Source organism: Pseudomonas sp. BF-R-26 (assembly GCF_019947395.1).
Classification (GTDB): Bacteria; Pseudomonadota; Gammaproteobacteria; order Pseudomonadales; family Pseudomonadaceae; genus Aquipseudomonas; species Aquipseudomonas farris.
The window spans coordinates 195,993-216,936 of record NZ_JAGYGK010000012.1; the positions used below are offsets into that span (position 1 = coordinate 195,993).

The following is a 20,944-nucleotide window of genomic DNA, read 5'->3' on the forward strand; positions in this document are numbered from 1 at the left end:
CGTTCGACTGCGAAGCGGTCGCAAAGCCTGAATTTGCGGTTTATCTGTAGAGACATGGGGGCGCTTCGCGACCCAACGGGGGGCAAGCCCCCTCGCCACAGGGATCGCACCATCGATGTCTGAGGCATTCTCAAGGCCGGGCGACCGCCCGGCCCAACCCTGTTCCCAAAACCCTCAAGGGCTGGAACAATGCGGGCCACTTTGTAGAGCGTTTATCCGGGAGAGTTGCGGGTGCAGATTCAGGGTCATTACGAGCTTAAGTTCGAAGCGGTACGCGAAGCTTTTGCGGCGCTGTTCGACGATCCTCAGGAGCGTGGCGCGGCGTTGTGCATCCGGATTGGCGGGGAAACCGTTCTCGACCTCTGGGGCGGTACCGCCGACAAGGACGGCACCGAAGCCTGGCACAGCGACACCATTGCCAACCTGTTTTCCTGCACCAAGACCTTCACCGCCGTGACCGCGCTGCAACTGGTGGCCGAAGGCAAGCTGCAACTGGATGCTCCAGTCGCTCGCTACTGGCCCGAGTTCGCTGCCGCCGGCAAAGAATCCGTGACCCTGCGCCACTTGCTCTGCCATCAGGCCGGCCTGCCTGCGTTGCGCGAGTTGCTGGCCCCTGAAGCACTTTACGACTGGCAGACCATGGTCGATGCCCTGGCCGCCGAAGCGCCATGGTGGACGCCGGGTGAAGGTCACGGTTATGCGGCGATCACCTATGGCTGGCTGGTCGGTGAGTTACTGCGTCGCGCCGACGGTCGTGGGCCGGGCGAATCCATCGTGGCACGGGTCGCGAAGCCTTTGGGGCTGGACTTCCACGTCGGCCTCGCCGACAAAGAGTTCCATCGCGTGGCGCATATTGCCCGTAGCAAGGGCAACCTCGGCGATTCCGCGGCCCAGCGCTTGCTGCAAGTGACCATGCGCGAACCGACGGCCATGAGCACCCGGGCCTTCACCAACCCGCCGTCTATAATGACCAGTACCAACAAACCGGAATGGCGGCGCATGCAGCAGCCGGCCGCCAATGGCCATGGCAATGCCCGCAGCCTGGCCGGTTTCTACGCCGGTCTGCTCGACGGCAGCCTGCTGGAAAGCGAAATGCTCGAGGAGCTAACCCGCGAACACAGCGTCGGCGAAGACAAGACTTTACTGACCCGGACCCGCTTCGGCCTGGGTTGCATGCTCGATCAACCGGACGTACCCAACGCCACCTACGGCCTCGGCCCACGGGCGTTCGGTCACCCGGGCGCCGGCGGCTCCATCGGTTTTGCTGACCCGGAATACGATGTGGCCTTCGGCTTTGTGACAAATACCCTGGGGCCGTACGTCTTGATGGATCCACGAGCCCAAAAGCTTGTGCGAGTACTGGCCACTTGTCTGTAAATCACGCTTAAGGGGGCCAGGGCCGGAACCCGAAAGCCTTTGTGGTTTCAAAGCGCTGTTTATCCGGGGCAACCCGGTCTGATTTTTCATTACTTCATTTTGTGGATATCCAATGTCATCCAATAAAACTCTCGCCCTGGCCCTGTGCTTCGCTATCACCGGTTGCGCACAAACCCCACAAAATGACGCAGACGGCGGCAGCTGGTGGCCGTTCGGCTCTTCCGACAAGGTTGCGACCAAAGACCCAGCCCCAGCCCCAGCCCCGCTGAAACCTGCTGCAACAGCACCCGTCGCCAAGGCTGACAGTGCATCCCCTTGGTACTGGCCGTTCGGTTCCGATGACGCTGCCGATAAAGTGGCCAAACTGGACGTGAAACCGGACGTTAAACCTGAAGCCAAGCCGGCCGTTGCAGCCAAGACTGAAGCCGATGCCGGTGGCAATTGGTGGTGGCCGTTCGGCGGCAAGGAGCAGAGCACCGCTAAGGCCGTGCCGATGCCCGACCCGAAAGTCACCCAGGCCTGGCTCGACGACTACGAACCGCGCCTGCGCGAAGCGATCAAGGACAGCAACCTGAAACTTGAGCGCCGCGAAAACGTGCTGGTCGTCACGGCACCGGTAGAAGGCTCGTTCAACCCTGATCGTCCGTCCATGCTGCTGCCGGTGACCCTCGGCCCGTTCACCCGTGTCGCGAAAATCCTCGAAGTCGATCCAAAGACTGCCGTGCTGGTACTCGGTCACAGTGATACGTCGGGCGCCGCACCGGCCAACGTGAAGCTGAGCCAGGAACGCGCCCAGGCAGTGGCGGCGATCTTCCGTCTCAGCGGTCTGCAGCGTGATCGCCTGATGCTGCGCGGCATGGGTGGTGAGGCTCCGCGTGCCGCCAACGACAGTTCTGAAGGTCGTGCCTTGAACCGTCGCGTCGAGCTGTTGGTGACCCCGGCAAATACCATGGTCGCGTTGCTGAGCAAGTACAACATGCCGGCTCCTGCACCGGTGAAAACTATGGTCGCTGCGCAAGACATCAAGCCAGTGGCCAAGCCTGTGACCCCGGCTCCTGCAGCGAAGAAAGCGGCTGTGCCGGCGACGAAAAAGGCACCGGCCAAGAAAGCGGCTGCCAAGGCTCCAGCCAAAAAAGCAGTGGTGAAAAAGACTGCGCCCGCCAAAGCCGCTGTCGACACCAAGAAAGTCGCTGTCGCCGATGACACAAAGAAGTGATTCGTTAACCAAAAGGAATGCGCCATGACCCGGCCCTTGGCAGATATGCGTCGCGACTACACCCGAGATGGCCTGACCGAGGCGCAAGCCCCGGCCGAGCCGTTCGCGCTGTTCCACCAGTGGTTTGCCGATGCGGTGAATACCGAGCAGGTGCCGGTGGAGGCGAATGCCATGACCCTGGCTACCGTCGATCAGGACGGTCGGCCGCATTGCCGCATCCTGCTGCTCAAGGGCCTGGACGAGCAGGGCTTCACCTTCTTCACCAACTACGAAAGCGACAAGGGTCAGCAACTGGCAGCCAATCCATTTGCGGCCATGACGTTCTTCTGGCCGGCCCTGGAGCGCCAGGTGCGCATCGAAGGGCGGGTGGTGAAGGTCACGCCTGAAGAGTCCGACGCCTACTATCAGGTTCGTCCTCTGGGCAGTCGTCTCGGTGCCTGGGCCTCGCCCCAGAGCCGGGTGATCGCCGATCGCGGCGAATTGGAAGCGCTGCTCAAGAACACCGAGCAACGTTTCAGCGATACTCAGCCTCACTGCCCCGAGCACTGGGGCGGCTATCGCTTGCTACCCGAGCGCATCGAATTCTGGCAGGGCCGTCCGAGCCGTCTGCACGATCGCCTCAACTACCGCTTGCAAGGCGCCGACTGGGTTCGTGAACGCCTGGCGCCGTAAATAGTCTACCGATCGGGATACCCTGCCGCAGCGGCCTCCAGCCACTGAGGCAGGTCCCGCCGCTTGATCTTCTGCGTTTGAGCGTTCGCCAGTTGCTGGAGCATAAAGGCTCTTTTCTGTTGGTCTTTACCCGCCAGTGACAACGCCAGATCACGGTCCATCCAGCGTTTGATCCGCACGTACAGCCACCAATGGAAGTACAAGCCGGCGACGGTCGTGACGACAATGATGAAGTAATCCATGAAAATCCTTGGGTCAGCGGCGCAGATTTTGTAATTTGACGCTACTGTGTGGTGAGTTCGAAAAAGCGCCTGTATCGGGCCTGAATGAAACCAATTTTATCCGGGTGAAGTCGTGACAGGCGTCAAGCTGCGGAGTTTAATGGATACCTGTCCTATGGAGTTTGATGCTATGCGTAAGTCTGTTCTGCTGGTTGCTTCCTTTTCCACGATGGCGATGTTGCTCACTGGCTGCCAATCGAGCTTGACCGGTGACTCCTACTCCCGTGACGAAGCGCGTCGTGTGCAGACGATTCGCATGGGTACTATCGAAGCCCTGCGTCCGGTGAAAATCGAAGGCACCAAAACCCCGATCGGCAGCGCTGCCGGTGCAGTCGTGGGTGGTGTCGGCGGTAGCGCCATCGGTGGCGGTCGCGGCAGTATCGTCGCAGCGGTTATCGGCGCCGTCGCCGGCGGCCTGGTGGGTTCGGCTGCCGAAGAAGGCCTGACCCGTACTCAAGGTGTTGAAATCACCGTGCGCGAAGACGATGGCAGCATGCGCGCCTACGTACAACAGGTTCAGGAAAACGAAGTGTTCCGTGTGGGTGAGCGTGTGCGGATTGCTACTGTTGATGGGACTAGCCGCGTTACGCACTAAGCGGGAATGTAGGGTGAAAGAAAACCCCGATCAGGTGAGCTGGTCGGGGTTTTTGTTTTAAGATTGGTATTGATTCAGAAATGCTTAATAAGCGTTGCAACTTAACTGAAAAAAATGCGCCGGATCAAAAACCGCCTTTCTCAACAGTTTCTCCAAAGCGTTAAGTTGATCACTTGTCAGGTCGTAGCCTTCCCAGCCTTGCTGTTCTACCGTCCATCCCATGATGGCTGCTATTTGCTCGTCGCATCCGCTGGGAAATTCTTCCGCGAATACAAGAAACTCTGTTTTTTTATCAAAGGCTTCAATTTTGTAGATCATGGGGGGCTTGTTACCAGGCTTCACTGTAATCAAACGCAATCTGATAGTCGTAAGTGGTCAAGGCGATGTCGTGTTGAAAAAAAGGCTGAATTGTAGCGACCCATTTTTCGATTACATTGAAACCGCCATTATTGATGTTGTTTTCCACCGGGATACCCAAGGCATTCAATACTGACTCATCATCGCCTAAGTCTTTGGACGATTCCTCGCCTTGGCACAGTTGGGTTTGCTTGTCGTACCACTCCAGTCTCAGTTTTAATCCCATCATTACCTCACAAATATTTTTTCCTGATGCTTCTTTCATCTTTCGGGTCTTCGCGCCGTTCACCTGTAATGGGGTCAAACGCTCCTAAGTGGGCTCCATCACTTGCGCGGTATACTTCCAATTCTCCGTGCATCGAATCCCACTCGTAAATTCTCCTGCCCTTGGCATCTATCCAACGTTCTCGAAGACCACCACCTCCTTGTATAGGATTCATTTTTTTTGCTTTTTTCAGGCCGGGAAACGCGGCGATTTGTTCTGTTTTCGGAGGTTTATGATAGCTATGCCCCGCTGATGGTAGGCCTTTACGTGACGTGTTGACTACGATGTATAGCGGCCGAACCCCCGAATCCGCCGGAAACACAAGAATGAAATCCTTGTACTCAGGCGGGTAAACCGGATTCACGATGATGCTGTCAGCCGCCTTAGTTGGCGGATAAACCCAGATGTGCGGCGCTTGTGGTGCGGCTTCCAAAGCGGGGATGCCGAGGACGTTTGAACCGTCCTCGGCCGGTGTCCAGATCAGCTCGATGCCGTCCCCAAGATCAGCCACTTGCTGACTGCCACGCAAGGTGAATTGCACGACATCGACCATTTCCCAGTCACGGTTTTTGCCGGTGTAGAAACCGTATCCCTTGAGACTGCCGTCAGCCTGTTGCTCGACTCTGAGGCGCACGCGAGTGCGCGCCTGTTTAAGGGCGCGTAGTTGATCTTCGGTGTAGAGCGAGCTGTCGCCAAGGCTCGACGGTATGACCAGGGCCACCAAGCCTGCCAAGGTGGCCGCAGCGCTGCTGGCGGCGACAGCGGGCAGTGCGGCGAACGCTGAGCCGGTCAAAGCAAAGCTGCCGAAACCTGCCGGAATCGCAGTGCTACTGATTTTCTTGAGCGGCACGACACCGCTTTCATCGGCCTCGCGAGCACCGAGCAGAACCAGCTCGCCGTAGTCTTTCAGGCTGTCAGTCGGAACAACGCTGGAGGGGTTCGCGTAGTCGATGATTGCGTCGGGCAGCTTGCAGGACTTGGCGAATACGCATCCCGCGCGGGCAACGTCGTCCTTTTTCGCAGTGACTTGAAGGCTGTCTTCGAAGATCTGCTGCCTGGCGAGCATGGCGTCGTAGGCGTTTTGCCTGGCGTCCCGCTCGGCCAATTCAGTGGCAGTCATGTAGCGGTGGGTGACGTGATGCCCGTCGCCTGATGGTGGGTTTTGAACCCGGGGAATGTCCTTGTTGCCAGCCACTGATTGTCCTTTCGCTCGTCCATCGGCAACCCCCGAAAGAGGGGCTGCACGACGTTAACGAACGTGGCTAATCGTGGCTGTAGGACGAATCCTGAATGTCGCTAAGAGTGTTCTCTATCGTTCAGGACTGCAGCGCAGTGCTTTTGCGACTCGCCGCCGCTGTCACCGCATAACCGATCAATGCCGCCAGTATCGAGCCGGTCAGAATCCCCATTCGATCCATCCCGGCGTATTCACTGCTGCCGGGCACGAAGGCCAGGGAGCCGACGAACAGGCTCATGGTGAAACCGATGCCGCAGAGGATCGCCACGCCCAGAACCTGACCCCAGTTGGCGCCTTGGGGCAGGGTGGCGATGCCGATTTTTACCGCCAGCCAGGTCAGGCCGAAGACTCCGATGGTCTTGCCCAGCAGCAGGCCGACGGCGATGCCCATCGGCACGTCGTGGGTGAAGCTTTCGACGGTCACGCCGCTCAGTGACAGGCCGGCGTTGGCGAAGGCAAACAGCGGCAGAATGCCGTAGGCCACCCACGGATGCAGGGCATGTTCCAGGGTCAGCAGTGGCGAAGGCTCAGCGTTTTTCGTGCGCAGGGGAATGCAGAAGGCCAGGGTCACGCCTGCCAGCGTGGCGTGTACACCGCTCTTGAGCACGCAGACCCAGAGGATCAGCCCGATGATCATGTACGGCCCGAGCTTGACCACGCCGAGTCGGTTCATCCCGATCAAGGCCGCGATGCAGGCCGCAGCCAATGCCAGGGACAAGGTCGACAGTGCGCCGGAATAGAAGATCGCGATGATGATGATCGCGCCCAGGTCGTCGATGATCGCCAGGGTCATGAGGAACAGTTTCAGCGACACAGGCACGCGTTTACCCAGCAGGGCCAGTACGCCGAGGGCGAAGGCGATGTCGGTGGCGGTCGGAATGGCCCAGCCACCCAAGGCGGACGGGTTGTCGCGGTTGAGGAACCAGTAGATCAGCGCCGGCACCACCATGCCGCCAATCGCCGCCGCGCCGGGCAACACGATCTGCGATGGTTTTGACAGCTGGCCGTCGAGGACCTCACGTTTCACTTCCAGGCCGATCAGCAGGAAGAACAGGGCCATCAGGCCATCGTTGATCCACAGCAGCAGTGGCTTGGCGATTTTAAGCGCGCCGATCTGAGCCACCACGGGGGTGTCCAGCAAGCCGCTATAGAGCCACGACAGCGATGAATTGTTGATGATCAGGGCGAGAGCGGCCGCGGCGATCAATAACAGACCGCTGGCAGCTTCCAACTGAAAGAAACGCGTGAACGTGCTACGCAGAGGCAAGGTCGCTCTCCATCGATGAATTCAAAAGGTGGCACACCCTAACCCGTACCGTTAGTTGTTAAAACAAAAGTTATATTCTTTTTTGTTATATGCCGTTACAACGCGGACGGTCAGCAAAGGCCTGAGCCTAGCAGTTGCCGGACGTATTGGACCTCAGCTGTATCTGTGCATGATGTAGGTTCTTTCCTAAGCTTGTGGGCTGAGCCTTGCGACAAGGCCGACTCATTGCCTGATTCAACGAGAAAACCATCATGAGCGACAACCGACAGTGGGCCCGCGAAGCCATCCGGATTATCGAAGCCGACTTCCAGCGCAGCGCTGATACCCATCTGATCCCCTTGCCGCTGCCGGGGTTGCCGGGCATCGAGTTGTACTTCAAGGATGAGTCGAGCCATCCCACCGGCAGCCTGAAACACCGGCTGGCGCGCTCGTTGTTCCTCTACGCCCTGTGTAACGGCTGGCTCAAACCCGGTGCGCCGGTGATCGAAGCCTCCAGTGGTTCGACGGCGATTTCCGAGGCGTACTTCGCCCGCTTGTTGGGGTTGCCGTTCATTGCGGTGATGCCCGCGACCACGTCCAAGGAAAAGATCGCGCAGATCGCTTTCTACGGTGGCAAGAGCCATCTGGTGGACGATCCGACGCAGATCTACGCCGAATCCGAACGCCTGGCTCGCGAACATGACGGGCACTTCATCGACCAGTTCACTTACGCCGAACGCGCCACCGACTGGCGGGCGAACAACAACATCGCCGAATCGATCTTCCAGCAGATGCGCTTCGAGCTGCACCCGGAACCGAGCTGGCTGATTTCCAGCCCCGGCACCGGCGGCACTACCGCGACGCTCGGTCGTTATGTGCGCTATCGCCAGCACTGCACCCGCGTGCTGTGCGCCGATGCTGAGCGTTCGGTGTTCTTCGATTATTACCAGACCGGCGATGCCAGCCTGCGCCTGGATTGCGGGTCACGGATTGAAGGCATTGGTCGGCCTCGGGTGGAAGCGTCGTTCCTGCCCAAGGTGATCGATGCGATGGTCAAAGTACCGGACGCGTTGTCGCTGGCGGCCATGCATTATCTGGCGCAGCGTTTGGGGCGACGGGTCGGCGGATCGAGCGGGACCAACCTGATCGGCGCCTTGATGGCAGCCCAGCAGATGGTGGCGGCGGGGGAGTCGGGGTCGATCGTGGCGATTTTGTGCGATGGCGGCGAGCGCTATGCCACCACCTATTACGATCAGGCCTGGCTCAAGGCCCAAGGGTATGAGTTGAGTGGTTTGATGGATGCCGTGGCGGCGAGTGTCGAGCGCGGCGAGCCGCTGCCGGCCAGCGTGTTGCGCGCCAATATCTGAGATGTTTCAGACACTGAAGACCCTTGTGGGAGCCGGGCTTGCCCGCGATGGCGGATTCAAATTCAACAGAGATGTTGACTGATCCACCGCTATCGCGGGCAAGCCCGCTCCCACAGGTAATGTGTTGTTTCGGTATTTGTGTATCAGGCCTCCAGGCCAAGAATGTCTCGGGCCACCGCTTCGGCAATCCGAATGCCATCGACACCCGCCGACAAAATCCCGCCCGCATAACCCGCGCCTTCACCGGCCGGGAACAAGCCTTTCACGTTCAGGCTCTGCATCGACTCGTTACGGGTAATCCGCAGCGGCGATGACGTGCGCGTCTCGATCCCGGTCAACACGGCGTCGTGCAGCGAGTAGCCACGAATCTGCTTCTCGAACGCCGGCAAGGCTTCGCGAATCGCTTCGATGGCGAACGCCGGCAAAGCCAGGGCCAAATCACCCAAGGCAACGCCCGGTTTGTAGGACGGCTCGACGCTGCCCAATTCAGTCGATGGCTTGCCTGCGATGAAGTCGCCAACCAGTTGCGCCGGCGCTTCGTAATTGCTGCCGCCCAGCACAAAGGCGTGGGATTCCAGGCGTTCCTGCAACTCGATGCCAGCCAACGGGCCACCTGGATAATCGACTTCCGGGGTGATCCCGACGACGATCCCGGAGTTGGCGTTGCGCTCGTTACGCGAGTACTGGCTCATGCCGTTGGTGACCACGCGGTTCGGCTCGGAAGTCGCCGCCACCACGGTGCCGCCCGGGCACATGCAGAAGCTGTAGACCGAACGACCGTTGCTGGCGTGGTGCACCAGTTTGTAGTCGGCAGCGCCGAGTTTCGGGTGCCCGGCGTATTTGCCCAGGCGCGCGCGGTCGATCAGCGATTGTGGGTGCTCGATGCGGAAACCCACCGAGAACGGCTTGGCCTCCATGTACACGCCACGGCCGTGGAGCATGCGGAAGGTGTCCCGGGCGCTGTGGCCGAGGGCCAGAATCACGTGTTTCGAATGGATCTGCTCGCCGCCATTGAGCTCGACACCGACCAGTTGGCCGTCCTCGATCAACACATCGGTGACGCGCTGCTGGAAGCGCACTTCGCCGCCCATGGCGCGAATCTGCTCACGCATGTTTTCGACTACACCGGTCAGACGGAACGTACCGATGTGCGGTTTGCTGACGTAGAGGATTTCTTCCGGCGCGCCGGCCTTGACGAACTCGTGCAAGACTTTGCGACCGATGAATTTCGGGTCTTTGATCTGGCTGTAGAGCTTGCCGTCGGAGAACGTCCCCGCGCCGCCTTCACCGAATTGCACGTTGGACTCGGGGTTGAGCACGCTTTTACGCCACAGGCCCCAGGTGTCCTTGGTGCGCTGACGCACTTCGGTGCCGCGTTCGAGGATGATCGGCTTGAAGCCCATCTGCGCCAGCAGCAGGCCGGCGAAGATTCCGCACGGGCCGAAACCCACGACGACAGGACGTTGCTCAAGATCAGCCGGCGCCTGGCCGACCACTTTGTAGCTGACATCCGGCGCCACGTTGACGTTACGGTCATCGGCGAATGTGTGCAGCACCGACGCCTCATCGCGAACGTTAAGGTCGATGGTGTAGATGAAGCACAGTTCGGAGGACTTTTTGCGCGCATCGTAGCTGCGCTTGAACAAGGTGAAATCGAGCAGGTCATCACTGGCGATGCCCAGGCGCTGCACGATGGCAGGGCGCAGGTCTTCTTCGGGATGGTCGATCGGCAGCTTGAGTTCGGTGATTCGTAACATGACGGGATCCGGTTCGCGGGGCGCACAACTGCGCCAAGGCGTTTGAAGCCCGCGATTATAAGCCTCAAAGGATGATTCCCGTGAGGCAAAAACGATCAGTCGTTACGCGATCCGCCAAAATACCCACAGCCGCGTTGCACCTGGCCATCGATGCGCAGCTCGGCGCTCATGTGCTGCACGCTGCCGGTGCTGCTGTCGACACAACGTTGCGGCGCGACCCAGAGCTCGATGCGCTGATTATTGGCTTCGGTGCTGAGGTTGAAGCGGCCGTCGCCCAGTTGCTCTTCAACGTACGGCAGGGCCAAGGGCGGCTGGCCGGCGCGGTCGATGACCATGCCTTTGCCACTGACTTTGACGTTCCATTCAGGGCCATGGCCGGCGGCGCGCAGAGTCAGCTGTTTGAAATTGGGATCGTCGCACGCTGTGCCCGAGCGTTCGACTCGGTACAGCTGCTCCAGATCGAGCCGGCTATCGGCACCACCGGCAACGATCCGGCCACGCACGTCGGCAAACAACTTGCCTTGGTCGTCGGCCAGGGCCGCGGCCTCTTGCAGGACGCTGGTGCCGCCGGTGTCGTTGACCACATAACTGCGCTGCTCATTGCACGGCTGGAACAGCAACTTGCCGTCGGCCGCCGTCAACTGGCCCTGCATGCGGGTCTGGCCCACATGGGAAGCACTTTCGCGCGGGCCATCAAGCAACTGGCAGGCGGCGAACAGCGGAAGCAGGGCAACAAGCACTAAGGAACGGGCAACACGCATCTTTGAGTCTCCTGACAAGTGTCGCCACGTTACTTAGCCTGACCGTTCATCACAACCCTGCAATGTCCTCGCGTTCCTACGGGTCGTGTTTGGTTTAGCCGACGCGGTAAGTCTGGCCGGTCTGTAAGCCTTCCACGCTTTTGGCGTAGGCCAGCGCTACTTCGGCGGCGGGAACCGGTTTGAAACCACGAAAGTACGGGGCGTAGCTGCCCATTGCTTCGACTAGCACATTCGGGCTGACCGAGTTGATGCGCAAGCCGCGCGGCAGTTCGATCGCCGCTGCACGGACGAAGCTGTCCAGGGCGCCGTTGACCATGGAGGCTGAGCTGCCGGTACGAATCGGATCGTGGCTGAGGATGCCGGTGGTGAAGGTGAATGATGCACCGTCATTGGCGAATTCCCGGCCGATCAGCAGCAGGTTGACCTGGCCCATCAGCTTGTCCCGCAAGCCGAGCTCGAAGTCTTGTTCGGTCATAGTCGCCAGCGGCACGAAGTTGACGCTGCCAGCGGCGCAGATCAGGGCATCAAAGTTGCCGGTCTGTTGGAACAATTTGCGGATCGAGGCGCTGTCACTGATGTCGACCTGGAACTCACCGCTTTTACGGCCGATACGGATGATTTCGTGGCGCTGGGACAGTTCATGGTCAATCGCCGAGCCGACGGTGCCAGAGGCGCCAATCAAAAGAATTTTCATCGTGCTGTACCTGAATGGGTTGGATTTAAATTTAAGTTTAGAGTGGTTTTTTCCATTGATAAGCGGGCTAATAGGCAACCTTTGGTTTTCAAATGGAAACAATCCCATGAGCGAAATGGACGATCTGGCGGCATTCGCGGTGTTGATCGAGGCGGGCAGTTTCACCTTGGCCGCCCAGCAACTGGGTTGCAGCAAAGGGCAACTCTCCAAACGCATCAGCCTGCTGGAAACGCGGTTTGCTGTGGTGTTGCTGCAACGCACCACGCGCCGCTTGAGCCTGACGGCGGCGGGCGCGGCGCTGTTGCCGCAAGCCCAGGCGCTGGTGATTCAAGTCGAGCGGGCGCGTCAGGCTTTGGCGCGGTTGAAAGACGACATGGCCGGCCCGGTGCGGATGACGGTTCCGGTTTCACTGGGGGAAACCTTCTTTGACGGCGCGCTGCTGGAGTTTTCCCGGCAGTACCCCGAGGTGCAGATCGAACTGGAGCTCAACAATAACTACCGTGACCTGTCCCGGGACGGTTTCGACTTGGCGATCCGCTCGGAAGTGGCCAACGACGAACGCCTGGTCGCCCGCCCGCTGCTGGCCTGGCACGAGATGACCTGCGCCAGCCCTGCGTACCTTGAGCGATTCGGCGAGCCACTGACGCCTCAGGCGCTGGCTGAACACCGCTGCCTGCTCAACAGTCATTACAGCGGTCGCGAAGAATGGCTCTATCACCAGCAGCACGAGTTACTGCGGGTGCGAGTGTCGGGGCCGTTCGCCAGCAACCACTACAACCTCTTGAAGAAAGCCGCGCTGGCGGATGCGGGCATTGCGCGTTTGCCGTCGTACTTGCTGCAAGAGGAGTTGGCTGACGGGCGTTTGCGCTGGCTCCTGCGCGATTATCAGACCCGCAGCATGCCGATGTACCTGGTGCACCCGTATCAAGGTGGTTTGCCGAAGCGCACCCAAGTGCTGGCGGATCATCTGATGGGTTGGTTCAAGCGCAGTGGCGAGGCATTGGATCGGCTTCAACGATGACGTCTCACCACGCAACCCCCTGTGGGAGCGAGCTTCTGTGGCGAGGGGGCTTGCCCCCGTTGGGTCGCGAAGCGGCCCCAAAAGCTTTGCGACTGCTTCGCAGCCGAACGGGGGCAAGCCCCCTCGCCACAGAAGCTCGCTCACACAGTGGGGCTTCATTGTCTGGAGTTCTGAGGTAGGGATTAGCGGGCGTAACGTCGGGCAATCAGATGATCAATCGACAACTTGCCCGGTCCGGTCGCCATCAAGTACAGCAACACCGCCGCCCAGGTGCCGTGAGTCGGATAGGCATCGGGATATACAAACAGCTGAATAGTCAGCGTCATACCCAGCAGTGCCAGCGCCGAAAAACGTGTGGCGAAGCCGATCAGAATCAGCACCGGAAAGAAATGCTCGGCGAAGGCCGCCAGGTGCGCCGCCAGTTCCGGGGAGAGCAACGGCAGGTGATATTCGCTCTGGAACAACGGAATAGTCGAGTCCGCCAGCCTTGGTACGCCGAGTTGAAAGGTGCCGTCGATCAAGTCGATGGCCAGGCCTTCCACCTTGGTTTGCCCTGACTTCCAGAACACCGCGGCAATGGAAAAGCGCGCGATAAAGGAGATCAGGCTGTGGGGGATTTTTTCCAGCAGCGCGATGACGCGGGCGATGGGGTTCCAATGGGTGTTCATGGCGATACCTGATTGTGGTGTAAATGGGTAATGACGTTGTGGCTGATGAGCAGCGCCAGGGTTTGGCTGAGGTCGAAGGCGGGCGCTGTCTCTAACGCTTGGGTCAGGGATTGGCCGTTTTGCAGGTGCTGAATGAAGATGCTGGCGCCGTGGTCGATGGCAAAGACCTCAACCTCCAGACCATTGCGCAACACCAGCGCGTTTTGCCCGTGGTCGAGGTCGATTCCGGCCAGCGTCGCGTCCTGTTGATGCGCGGCCCAGATCGCAACCACGGCAAAAGCTGAAGTCAGCAGATTCAGGGAGGGATGAAACCCCACCGTCAGCTCGCTCAGCGCCTGCGGGTCCGATAGCGCGGCGGCGATCTGCTCATGGCGCAAGGGCTGTGCATCGGCGGCGTGATAGGCCTGAACGCGCAACCGCTCCAGCCGCGCCATGTCGGCCAGATAAGGCACGCTGGCTGCCGGTTCAAAGCTATCGATGAACTCGGCGAAGTCCTTGCCGTAGTCGTTGATGAGTGGGCCTTGAGGCGGGCAACGCTGCACATACAACCCCGCCATCGCCCGGAAAAAATCATCACCGACTAACTGCAAAAGCACTGGGTAGCTATCCGCCAATGCGTTGATCAGCGAGCTCTGCACATTGTTGCGATACACCGCGAAACGGCTGGCCGGATCGGCGCCGTTGGCACTGAACAAGCCGTCAGGGCAGGGCCGTTGCGGATCGAGCAGGGCGGCGGCAAACGCGGCTTGAGTGCTCATGATCGGCCCCGCGCGCAATGCAGCAACTCGTCAGCCTGGCGGGCTTCCGCGTGCAGCACGCTGAAGGCCGGTAATTGGTTGTCGCGTTCGATCAACGTGGCAATCGGGCCAACTCGATCCAGCACCTGCCTGTACAGCGCCCATACCGCGTTATCGATGGGCGCACCATGATCGTCGATCAGCAGACGGTCGCCGAGGCTGTCGGTGTCTTCGGCAAACCCTGCCAGATGAATCTCTCCCACCGCCTGCAGCGGCAGCGCGTCGATATAGGTCAGCGGATATCTTTGGTGATTGATGCAGGAGACGTAGACGTTGTTGACGTCCAGCAGCAGGCCGCAGCCAGTGCGGCGAATGACTTCGCTGATGAAATCAGCTTCATCCATGGTCGAGCGCTGGAACGCCAGATACGTCGCTGGGTTCTCCAGCAGCATCGGGCGTTTGAGGGTGCTCTGCACCTGATCGATATGCTCGCAGACGCGGTTCAGCGTTGGCACATCGTAGGCCAAGGGCAGCAGGTCATTGAGGAATACCGGGCCATGGCTGGACCAGGCCAGATGTTCGGAAAAGGACTGGGGTTGATAGCGTTCGATCAGCGCGGCAAGTCTTTGCAGGTGCTGATTATCCAGCGGACCTTCGGCACCAATGGACAGGCCGACGCCGTGTAGCGATAGCGGATATTGCTCGCGGATCAACCCCAGAAAATGATGAAACGGGCCGCCGGCCACCATGTAGTTTTCGGCGTGGACTTCGAAGAAACCGATGTCCGGTTGTGCACCGAGCACTTCACGAAAGTGCTCGGTCTTGAGCCCCAGCCCGGAGCGGGGCGGGAGCCCGGAAGATGAATGGTTCATGGTCGACACTCAGGCTGGGTTCTGATTACGACTTGGCTTTGTAGGCTTCCATCTGGCCGAAACCGGTTGGCGAGGTTTTGCTCATCGTGGTGGTGCAGGTGCCCTTAGGGACGAGTTTCCAGGCATTGGCCTGGTAGTCGGTTTTTGCAGTGCCGGCGCAAGTGGTGCCAGCGCCTGCGGCGCAATCGTTGTGACCTTTCATGGCCACGCCGAAGCATTTTTCCATGTTGTCGTCAGCGGCATGGGCAGTGGAGACAGCGGCGATGCTCAGGGCAGAACCGAGGGCCAGAACCAGGGCGGTGGCGGACAGGGTGCGGGTGGTAGCAGTCATGATGTTTCTCCGAAATTGAGCTTGGATTGGCAAGCGTTTGTGCTTGCTTACTGCTCTAGAGAAACGACAGGGCGATGCGTTACAGCTCACCCCAAAACTTTTTCAGAAATTCTCAAAACACACGAATTCCCTGTGGGAGCGAGCCTGCTCGCGATAGCGGTAGATCAGCCAACATCTCTGTGAAGGTGAAAACGCCTTCGCGAGCAGGCTCGCTCCCACAGGGGATTTTCATCGTTGCTGAGTTTGTGGCAGGCATAAAAAAACGGCCGGGAGGGCCGTTTTTTTGTTTACCGCTAAGGCTCAACCACCCAAATACGCTTCGCGCACTTTCGGGTCGGTCAACAGCGCTTCACCTGTCCCTGTCATCACTACACGGCCGTTTTCCAGCACGTAGGCACGGTCGGCGATTTTCAGGGCCTGGTTGGCGTTTTGCTCAACCAGAAACACCGTTACACCGTCCTTGCGCAGCTGTTCGATGATGTCGAAGATCTGCTGGATGATGATCGGTGCCAGGCCCAGCGATGGCTCGTCGAGCAGCAACAGCTTGGGCTTGCTCATCAGCGCACGGCCGATGGCGAGCATTTGCTGTTCGCCGCCAGACATGGTGCCGCCGCGTTGGGCGAAGCGTTCTTTCAGGCGTGGGAAAAGTCCGAGGACCTTGTCCATCTGTTCCTGGTAATCGCCCTTGTCGGTGAAGAATCCGCCCATGGCGAGGTTCTCTTCCACGGTCAGACGGGCAAACACCCGACGACCTTCCGGAACCACGGCGATGCTTTTACGCATGATGTGCGACGAGTCCTGGCCGACGAGCTCTTCGCCCATGTAGCGGATGCTGCCGCTGTGGGCTTGCGGCGAACCGCAGAGGGTCATCAGCAGGGTCGACTTGCCGGCACCGTTGGCGCCGATCAGGGTCACGATCTCGCCCTGGCGGACTTCGACGTTGACGCTGTGCAGCGCCTGGATCTTGCCGTAGAAGGTGGAAACGTTTTCGAACTGCAGCATTTACGCTTCCCCCAGGTAGGCTTTGATCACTTCAGGATTGTCGCGGATCTGTTCCGGCGTGCCGTCGGCCAGGGGCGTGCCCTGGTTGATCACGACGATGTGGTCGGAAATGCTCATGACCAGTTTCATGTCGTGTTCGATCAACAGTACGGTGACGTTGTGCTCTTCACGCAGCATGCTGATCAGCGCTTTGAGGTCTTCGGTTTCCTTCGGGTTCAGACCGGCTGCCGGTTCGTCGAGCATGAGGATTCGCGGACGGGTCATCATGCAGCGAGCGATTTCCAGACGACGTTGCTGACCGTAGGCCAGGGTGCCGGCCGGACGGTTGGCGAACTCCTTGAGGTTGACCTTGTCCAGCCAGTACTCGGCGAACTCCATGGCTTCACGTTCGCTTTTGCGAAAGCCCGGCGTCTTGAACAGACCGGCCAGGAAGTTGGTGTTCAAGTGACGGTGCTGGGCGATCAAGAGGTTCTCGACCGCGGTCATGTCCTTGAACAGCCGCACGTTCTGGAAGGTGCGCACCACACCTTTGAGGGCGATTTTGTGGCCGGGCAGGCCTTCGATTGGCTCGCCGTCCAGCAGGATGCTGCCGCCGCTCGGTTTGTAGAAACCGGTCAGGCAGTTGAACACGGTGGTCTTGCCGGCGCCGTTGGGGCCGATCAATGCCACCACCTGTTTTTCTTTCACGCTCAGGGCTACGCCGTTGACCGCCAGCAAGCCGCCGAAGCGCATGCTCAAGTTGTCTACTTTTAGGATCTCGCGGCTCATTTGCGTAGCTCCGCTCTTAATTTAAGTTCGGGGCGTTGCATCGGCAGCAGACCTTGAGGACGCCAGATCATCATCAGCACCATCAAGGCGCCGAACATCAACATGCGGTATTCACTGAACTCACGCATCATTTCCGGCAACAGGATCATCACCGTGGCGGCGAGTACGACGCCCAGTTGCGAGCCCATGCCGCCCAGCACCACGATGGCGAGGATGGTCGCCGATTCGATGAAGGTGAAGGACTCCGGTGTCACCAGGCCTTGGCGCGCGGCGAAGAAGCTACCGGCGAAACCGGCGAACGCAGCACCGAGGGTGAAGGCCGACAGCTTGATGACCGTAGGATTGAGACCCAATGCACGGCAGGCGATTTCGTCTTCACGCAACGCTTCCCAGGCACGGCCCAAGGGCATGCGCAGCAGACGGTTGATGACGAACAGGGCGAACAGCGACAACAACACCGCGATCAGGTAAAGGAAGATCACCTTGTTTACCGGGTTGTAGGTCAGGCCGAAGTACTCGTGGAAGGTCTGCAGTCCGTCTGCGGCAGTTCTATCGAAGGTCAGTCCGAAAAGCGTTGGCTTGGGAATGTTGCTGATGCCGTTCGGGCCGCCGGTGAGGTCGGTCAGGTTACGCAGGAACAGACGGATGATTTCACCGAAACCCAGGGTCACGATCGCCAGGTAGTCACCGCGCAAACGCAGTACCGGGAAACCGAGCAGGAAGCCAAACGTGGCCGCCATCATCCCGGCGATCGGCAGGCAGATCCAGAAGCTCAGGCCGTAGTAGTGCGACAGCAGCGCGTAGCTGTAGGCGCCCACGGCGTAGAAGCCGACGTAACCGAGGTCGAGCAGGCCAGCCAGGCCGACCACGATGTTCAGGCCCAGGCCGAGCATCACGTAGATCAGCACCAGGGTGGCGATGTCCACCGCCCCGCGGGAGCCGAAGAACGGCCAGACCAGAGAACCGATGATCAACGCGATGATGATCCAGCGCTGGGTGGTCGGCAGGGTCAGGAAGGTACTGGCCTTGGCCGGCATCACCGGCAGGTTGGGCGAGGCTTTCCAGGCCGAACTGATCTGCTGGTCGAACAGCACCCGCAGAAACATCAGCACCGAGCACACGGCGATGGTGATCAGCGTTGCAGTGCTGGTGCCATGGACTTCGAGGTTGATGCCGACAATGGTCAGTTTCAGACCGAGTACCGGGTAGGCAACAGCCCACACCAGTAAGGCGCTGAACAACGCCTGTTTAAGATTCCTAGTCATACTTTCTCAACCTCCGGACGGCCCAACAGGCCGGTTGGCCGGAACAACAACACCAGGACCAATAGACCGAACGCCACGACGTCCTTGTATTGGTCGCCGAAGATATCGGCACCAAAGGCTTCCGCCACCCCAAGCACCAGCCCGCCGAGCATTGCGCCGGGGATGCTGCCGATACCGCCCAATACTGCTGCGGTGAAGGCCTTGAGACCGACCAGGAAACCGGCGTTCGGGTTGATCACGCCGTATTGCATGCTCAGCAGCACGGCCGCGATGGCCGCCAGTGCCGCACCGATGACGAAGGTCAGGGCGATGATGTTGTTGGTGTTGATACCCAGGAGGTTGGCCATCTTGATGTCTTCGGCACAGGCGCGGCAGGCGCGGCCCAGGCGAGAACGGGAGATGAACAGCGTCAGGCCGAGCATGGCGACCAGGGTCACCACGAACACCACGATCTGCATGTAGGAAATCAGCACTTCATGTGCGCCACCTGGCCCGATGGCGAAGTTGCCAGGGATCAGGTTGGAGATGGATTTGTCCTTGGAGTCTTGCGCCAGCAGAACCGTGTTCTGCAGGAAGATCGACATGCCGATGGCGGAAATCAGCGGGATCAGACGGTTGCTGCCACGCAGGGGGCGGTAGGCGATCCGTTCGATGCTGTAACCGTAGGCACTGGTAACGACGATGGTCGCGATGAAAGCCGCGGTCATCAAGAGCGGGACACTGTCGAGTCCCATCATGGCCAGCCCGGCGATGGCGATGAACGCCACGTAAGAGCCGATCATGTACACCTCGCCGTGGGCGAAGTTGATCATTCCAATGATGCCGTAAACCATCGTATAGCCGATGGCGATCAGGGCATATGTGCTGCCAACGGTCAGACCGTTAACCAGCTGTTGGAAGAAGTGATAGATGTCAGGCATTACAGCGCTCCTAAAAACCTGATACGCATTTCACTGGTGGAGTCATTTTCCCGCTCGAGCCCCGTGGATCTGCATCCACTTCGAATTCGAGGTTTGCCAGCGAACCGCTGATGACGGTTTTGAGATTTTCAGGTGGGGAGACTGGCGGATCACGCCAGCGCGGCCCAATACGTTCGTAAAACAAAGCCCACGGCACGCCGTGGGCTTTATTGGCAGTCAGTCAGGCCAAGGCCTTACTGAGGCGAAACTTCAGTTTTAGGTTTGCCGAAGTGCCACTGGTAAACCACGAATTTGAAGTCCTTCAGGTCGCCCTTTTCGTCGAAAGACAGATCGCCGGTCGGGGTTTTGAACGTGCCTTTGTGGATAGCTTCAGCGACTTTGGCAGTGTCTTCGCTCTTCGCGGCCTTGATGCCTTCGGCGATGACTTGCACAGCCGAGTAGGCCGGGAACACGAACGGACCGCTCGGGTCTTCTTTCTTGGCTTTGAACGCGTCAGCCAGGGCGATGTTGGCCGGATCCTGGTCGAAGGATTTCGGCAGGGTCACCAGCAGGCCTTCGGAAGCTTCCTTGGCGATCTGCGAAATGGAGTCGTTACCCACGCCTTCCGGACCCATGAACTTGGCTTTCAGGCCTTTTTCCTGGGATTGACGCAGGAGCAGACCCAGCTCCGGGTGGTAGCCGCCGTAGTAGACGAAGTCGACGTTGGCTTGCTTGAGCTTGGAGACCATCGAAGAGAAGTCTTTGTCGCCGGCGTTGATGCCTTCGAACACGGCAACCTTGACGCCTTTGGCTTCCAGAGTTTTCTTCACGGCGCTGGCGATGCCTTCACCGTATTGCTGTTTGTCGTGCAGAACAGCAACGATTTTCGGTTTTACGAAGTCAGCAATGTAGTTACCGGCTGCAGGGCCCTGGGCGCTGTCCAGACCGATAGTGCGGAAGATCATTTTGTAACCACGGGTGGTGATGTCCGGGCTGGTGGCAGCCGGAGTGATCATGATCACGCCTTCGTCTTCGTAGATGTCCGAAGCCGGTTGAGTGGAGCTGGAGCACAGGTGACCGACCACGAACTTGACGCCGTCGTTGACGACTTTGTTCGCAACAGCAACCGCTTGTTTTGGATCGCAGGCATCGTCGTATTCAACGGCTTCGAGTTTCTTGCCGTCGACGCCGCCCTTGGCGTTGATTTGTTCGATGGCCATTTTGGAGCCACTGAACTGCATGTCGCCGTATTGGGCTACAGGGCCGGTTTTAGGGCCGGCGATACCGATCTTGATGGTGTCAGCGGCGAACGAATGGCTGGCAACCCCGGCCAGAACCATAGCGGCAAACAGTTTTGAAATCTGCTTAGTAGCCTTAGTCATAGTGCTCCACTCTTACTGTTGTAGTTTTTATAGTCCTGGCGCCGTAGCAGCAGAACCGGGTCAGATATCGTTGATATCCTCCGGAAAATGCCCCCGGCAACTGTACCGGTACAGTGTAGAGCGCCGATTGTTAGCCTGGGAAGCTGGCGCCAGGGGGCAAAACCTGAGGGTGTC

At 59.3% G+C, this 20,944-nt stretch carries 23 protein-coding genes; 6 read left to right on the forward strand and 17 right to left on the reverse strand.

Translation table 11 applies throughout. From position 1 onward, the window contains the following. The first annotated feature begins 231 nt into the window (after positions 1 to 231). The 3 genes from KGB18_RS19610 to pdxH all read left to right on the forward strand — a co-directional run bounded on the left by KGB18_RS19610 (position 232) and on the right by pdxH (position 3,265). The gene (locus tag KGB18_RS19610; protein WP_223570355.1) at positions 232 to 1,377 is read left to right on the forward strand and encodes a serine hydrolase domain-containing protein; all 1,146 of its coding nucleotides are present in this window, start codon (positions 232 to 234) and stop codon (positions 1,375 to 1,377) included. 112 nt (positions 1,378 to 1,489) lie between these two features. After that, positions 1,490 to 2,593, forward strand: coding sequence for an OmpA family protein (locus KGB18_RS19615; RefSeq protein WP_223570356.1), 1,104 nt, complete (start codon positions 1,490 to 1,492; stop codon positions 2,591 to 2,593). 24 nt (positions 2,594 to 2,617) lie between these two features. Next, on the forward strand, positions 2,618 to 3,265 hold the full coding sequence (gene pdxH / locus KGB18_RS19620) for a pyridoxamine 5'-phosphate oxidase (protein ID WP_052966961.1): 648 nt from the start codon (positions 2,618 to 2,620) through the stop codon (positions 3,263 to 3,265). A gap of 5 nt (positions 3,266 to 3,270) precedes the next feature. Here the strand turns inward: pdxH and KGB18_RS19625 are convergent, their stop codons facing one another. Then, the gene (locus KGB18_RS19625; RefSeq protein ID WP_052966960.1) at positions 3,271 to 3,507 is read right to left on the reverse strand and encodes a hypothetical protein; all 237 of its coding nucleotides are present in this window, start codon (positions 3,505 to 3,507) and stop codon (positions 3,271 to 3,273) included. A gap of 169 nt (positions 3,508 to 3,676) precedes the next feature. Here KGB18_RS19625 and KGB18_RS19630 point away from each other — a divergent pair, with 169 nt between their 5' ends. After that, positions 3,677 to 4,141 carry a glycine zipper 2TM domain-containing protein gene (locus KGB18_RS19630; RefSeq protein WP_123719780.1) on the forward strand — a complete coding sequence of 155 codons (465 nt, stop codon included), beginning with the start codon at positions 3,677 to 3,679 and terminating at the stop codon, positions 4,139 to 4,141. 84 nt (positions 4,142 to 4,225) lie between these two features. Here KGB18_RS19630 and KGB18_RS19635 read toward each other — a convergent pair whose 3' ends face one another. From KGB18_RS19635 to nhaA, 4 genes are all read right to left on the reverse strand, one after another. Beyond that, a complete protein-coding gene (locus KGB18_RS19635) occupies positions 4,226 to 4,459 on the reverse strand; it encodes a hypothetical protein (RefSeq protein ID WP_123719779.1) in 234 nt (77 codons plus the stop codon). Positions 4,460 to 4,469: 10 nt separating this feature from the next. Continuing rightward, positions 4,470 to 4,763, reverse strand: coding sequence for a colicin E3-like toxin immunity protein (locus KGB18_RS19640; protein WP_410003835.1), 294 nt, complete (start codon positions 4,761 to 4,763; stop codon positions 4,470 to 4,472). Next, positions 4,732 to 5,958, reverse strand: a complete 1,227-nt coding sequence (locus KGB18_RS19645; RefSeq protein ID WP_123719778.1) for an S-type pyocin domain-containing protein — start codon at positions 5,956 to 5,958, stop codon at positions 4,732 to 4,734. The genes KGB18_RS19640 and KGB18_RS19645 overlap by 32 nt, the downstream gene beginning before the upstream one ends. Before the next feature lie 121 nt (positions 5,959 to 6,079). After that, positions 6,080 to 7,267 carry a Na+/H+ antiporter NhaA gene (nhaA, locus tag KGB18_RS19650; RefSeq protein WP_123719777.1) on the reverse strand — a complete coding sequence of 396 codons (1,188 nt, stop codon included), beginning with the start codon at positions 7,265 to 7,267 and terminating at the stop codon, positions 6,080 to 6,082. A 248-nt stretch (positions 7,268 to 7,515) separates the two neighbouring features. Here nhaA and KGB18_RS19655 point away from each other — a divergent pair, with 248 nt between their 5' ends. After that, positions 7,516 to 8,613, forward strand: a complete 1,098-nt coding sequence (locus KGB18_RS19655) for a PLP-dependent cysteine synthase family protein (RefSeq protein WP_187326393.1) — start codon at positions 7,516 to 7,518, stop codon at positions 8,611 to 8,613. Positions 8,614 to 8,756: 143 nt separating this feature from the next. On the opposite strand, the gene KGB18_RS19660 is transcribed toward KGB18_RS19655, so the two are convergent. From KGB18_RS19660 to KGB18_RS19670, 3 genes are all read right to left on the reverse strand, one after another. Next, the gene (locus KGB18_RS19660; protein WP_052966952.1) at positions 8,757 to 10,370 is read right to left on the reverse strand and encodes an NAD(P)/FAD-dependent oxidoreductase; all 1,614 of its coding nucleotides are present in this window, start codon (positions 10,368 to 10,370) and stop codon (positions 8,757 to 8,759) included. Between the two features lie 95 nt (positions 10,371 to 10,465). Further along, on the reverse strand, positions 10,466 to 11,131 hold the full coding sequence (locus KGB18_RS19665; protein WP_123719775.1) for a COG3650 family protein: 666 nt from the start codon (positions 11,129 to 11,131) through the stop codon (positions 10,466 to 10,468). 94 nt (positions 11,132 to 11,225) lie between these two features. Then, positions 11,226 to 11,825: a short chain dehydrogenase gene (locus KGB18_RS19670; RefSeq protein WP_038979242.1), complete on the reverse strand. Its 600-nt coding sequence runs from the start codon at positions 11,823 to 11,825 to the stop codon at positions 11,226 to 11,228. A 106-nt stretch (positions 11,826 to 11,931) separates the two neighbouring features. Between KGB18_RS19670 and KGB18_RS19675 the strand changes: the two genes are divergently transcribed. Beyond that, positions 11,932 to 12,846, forward strand: coding sequence for a LysR family transcriptional regulator (locus KGB18_RS19675; RefSeq protein ID WP_123719774.1), 915 nt, complete (start codon positions 11,932 to 11,934; stop codon positions 12,844 to 12,846). A gap of 182 nt (positions 12,847 to 13,028) precedes the next feature. On the opposite strand, the gene KGB18_RS19680 is transcribed toward KGB18_RS19675, so the two are convergent. The 9 genes from KGB18_RS19680 to KGB18_RS19720 all read right to left on the reverse strand — a co-directional run bounded on the left by KGB18_RS19680 (position 13,029) and on the right by KGB18_RS19720 (position 20,770). Further along, positions 13,029 to 13,514, reverse strand: a complete 486-nt coding sequence (locus KGB18_RS19680; protein ID WP_123719773.1) for a DoxX family protein — start codon at positions 13,512 to 13,514, stop codon at positions 13,029 to 13,031. Beyond that, positions 13,511 to 14,272 (reverse strand): DUF2063 domain-containing protein, encoded by a 762-nt coding sequence (locus KGB18_RS19685; protein ID WP_223570357.1) that lies wholly within the window; start codon positions 14,270 to 14,272, stop codon positions 13,511 to 13,513. The genes KGB18_RS19680 and KGB18_RS19685 overlap by 4 nt, the downstream gene beginning before the upstream one ends. Then, complete coding sequence (locus tag KGB18_RS19690) at positions 14,269 to 15,123, reverse strand: DUF692 domain-containing protein (protein ID WP_223570358.1); 855 nt, start codon at positions 15,121 to 15,123, stop codon at positions 14,269 to 14,271. The genes KGB18_RS19685 and KGB18_RS19690 overlap by 4 nt, the downstream gene beginning before the upstream one ends. Before the next feature lie 25 nt (positions 15,124 to 15,148). After that, on the reverse strand, positions 15,149 to 15,454 hold the full coding sequence (locus KGB18_RS19695; RefSeq protein WP_201059833.1) for a DUF2282 domain-containing protein: 306 nt from the start codon (positions 15,452 to 15,454) through the stop codon (positions 15,149 to 15,151). 300 nt (positions 15,455 to 15,754) lie between these two features. Beyond that, positions 15,755 to 16,456 carry an ABC transporter ATP-binding protein gene (locus KGB18_RS19700; protein WP_007906649.1) on the reverse strand — a complete coding sequence of 234 codons (702 nt, stop codon included), beginning with the start codon at positions 16,454 to 16,456 and terminating at the stop codon, positions 15,755 to 15,757. Next, entirely contained in the window at positions 16,457 to 17,224 is a 768-nt protein-coding gene (gene livG / locus KGB18_RS19705) for a high-affinity branched-chain amino acid ABC transporter ATP-binding protein LivG (protein WP_123719770.1), read from the reverse strand. It lies immediately after the preceding gene. Then, positions 17,221 to 18,489 carry a high-affinity branched-chain amino acid ABC transporter permease LivM gene (locus KGB18_RS19710; protein WP_223570359.1) on the reverse strand — a complete coding sequence of 423 codons (1,269 nt, stop codon included), beginning with the start codon at positions 18,487 to 18,489 and terminating at the stop codon, positions 17,221 to 17,223. The genes livG and KGB18_RS19710 overlap by 4 nt, the downstream gene beginning before the upstream one ends. Beyond that, positions 18,486 to 19,409 (reverse strand): high-affinity branched-chain amino acid ABC transporter permease LivH, encoded by a 924-nt coding sequence (livH, locus tag KGB18_RS19715; protein ID WP_030128345.1) that lies wholly within the window; start codon positions 19,407 to 19,409, stop codon positions 18,486 to 18,488. The genes KGB18_RS19710 and livH overlap by 4 nt, the downstream gene beginning before the upstream one ends. Positions 19,410 to 19,642: 233 nt before the next feature. Continuing rightward, positions 19,643 to 20,770, reverse strand: coding sequence for a branched-chain amino acid ABC transporter substrate-binding protein (locus KGB18_RS19720; protein WP_223570360.1), 1,128 nt, complete (start codon positions 20,768 to 20,770; stop codon positions 19,643 to 19,645). Positions 20,771 to 20,944 lie beyond the last annotated feature (174 nt).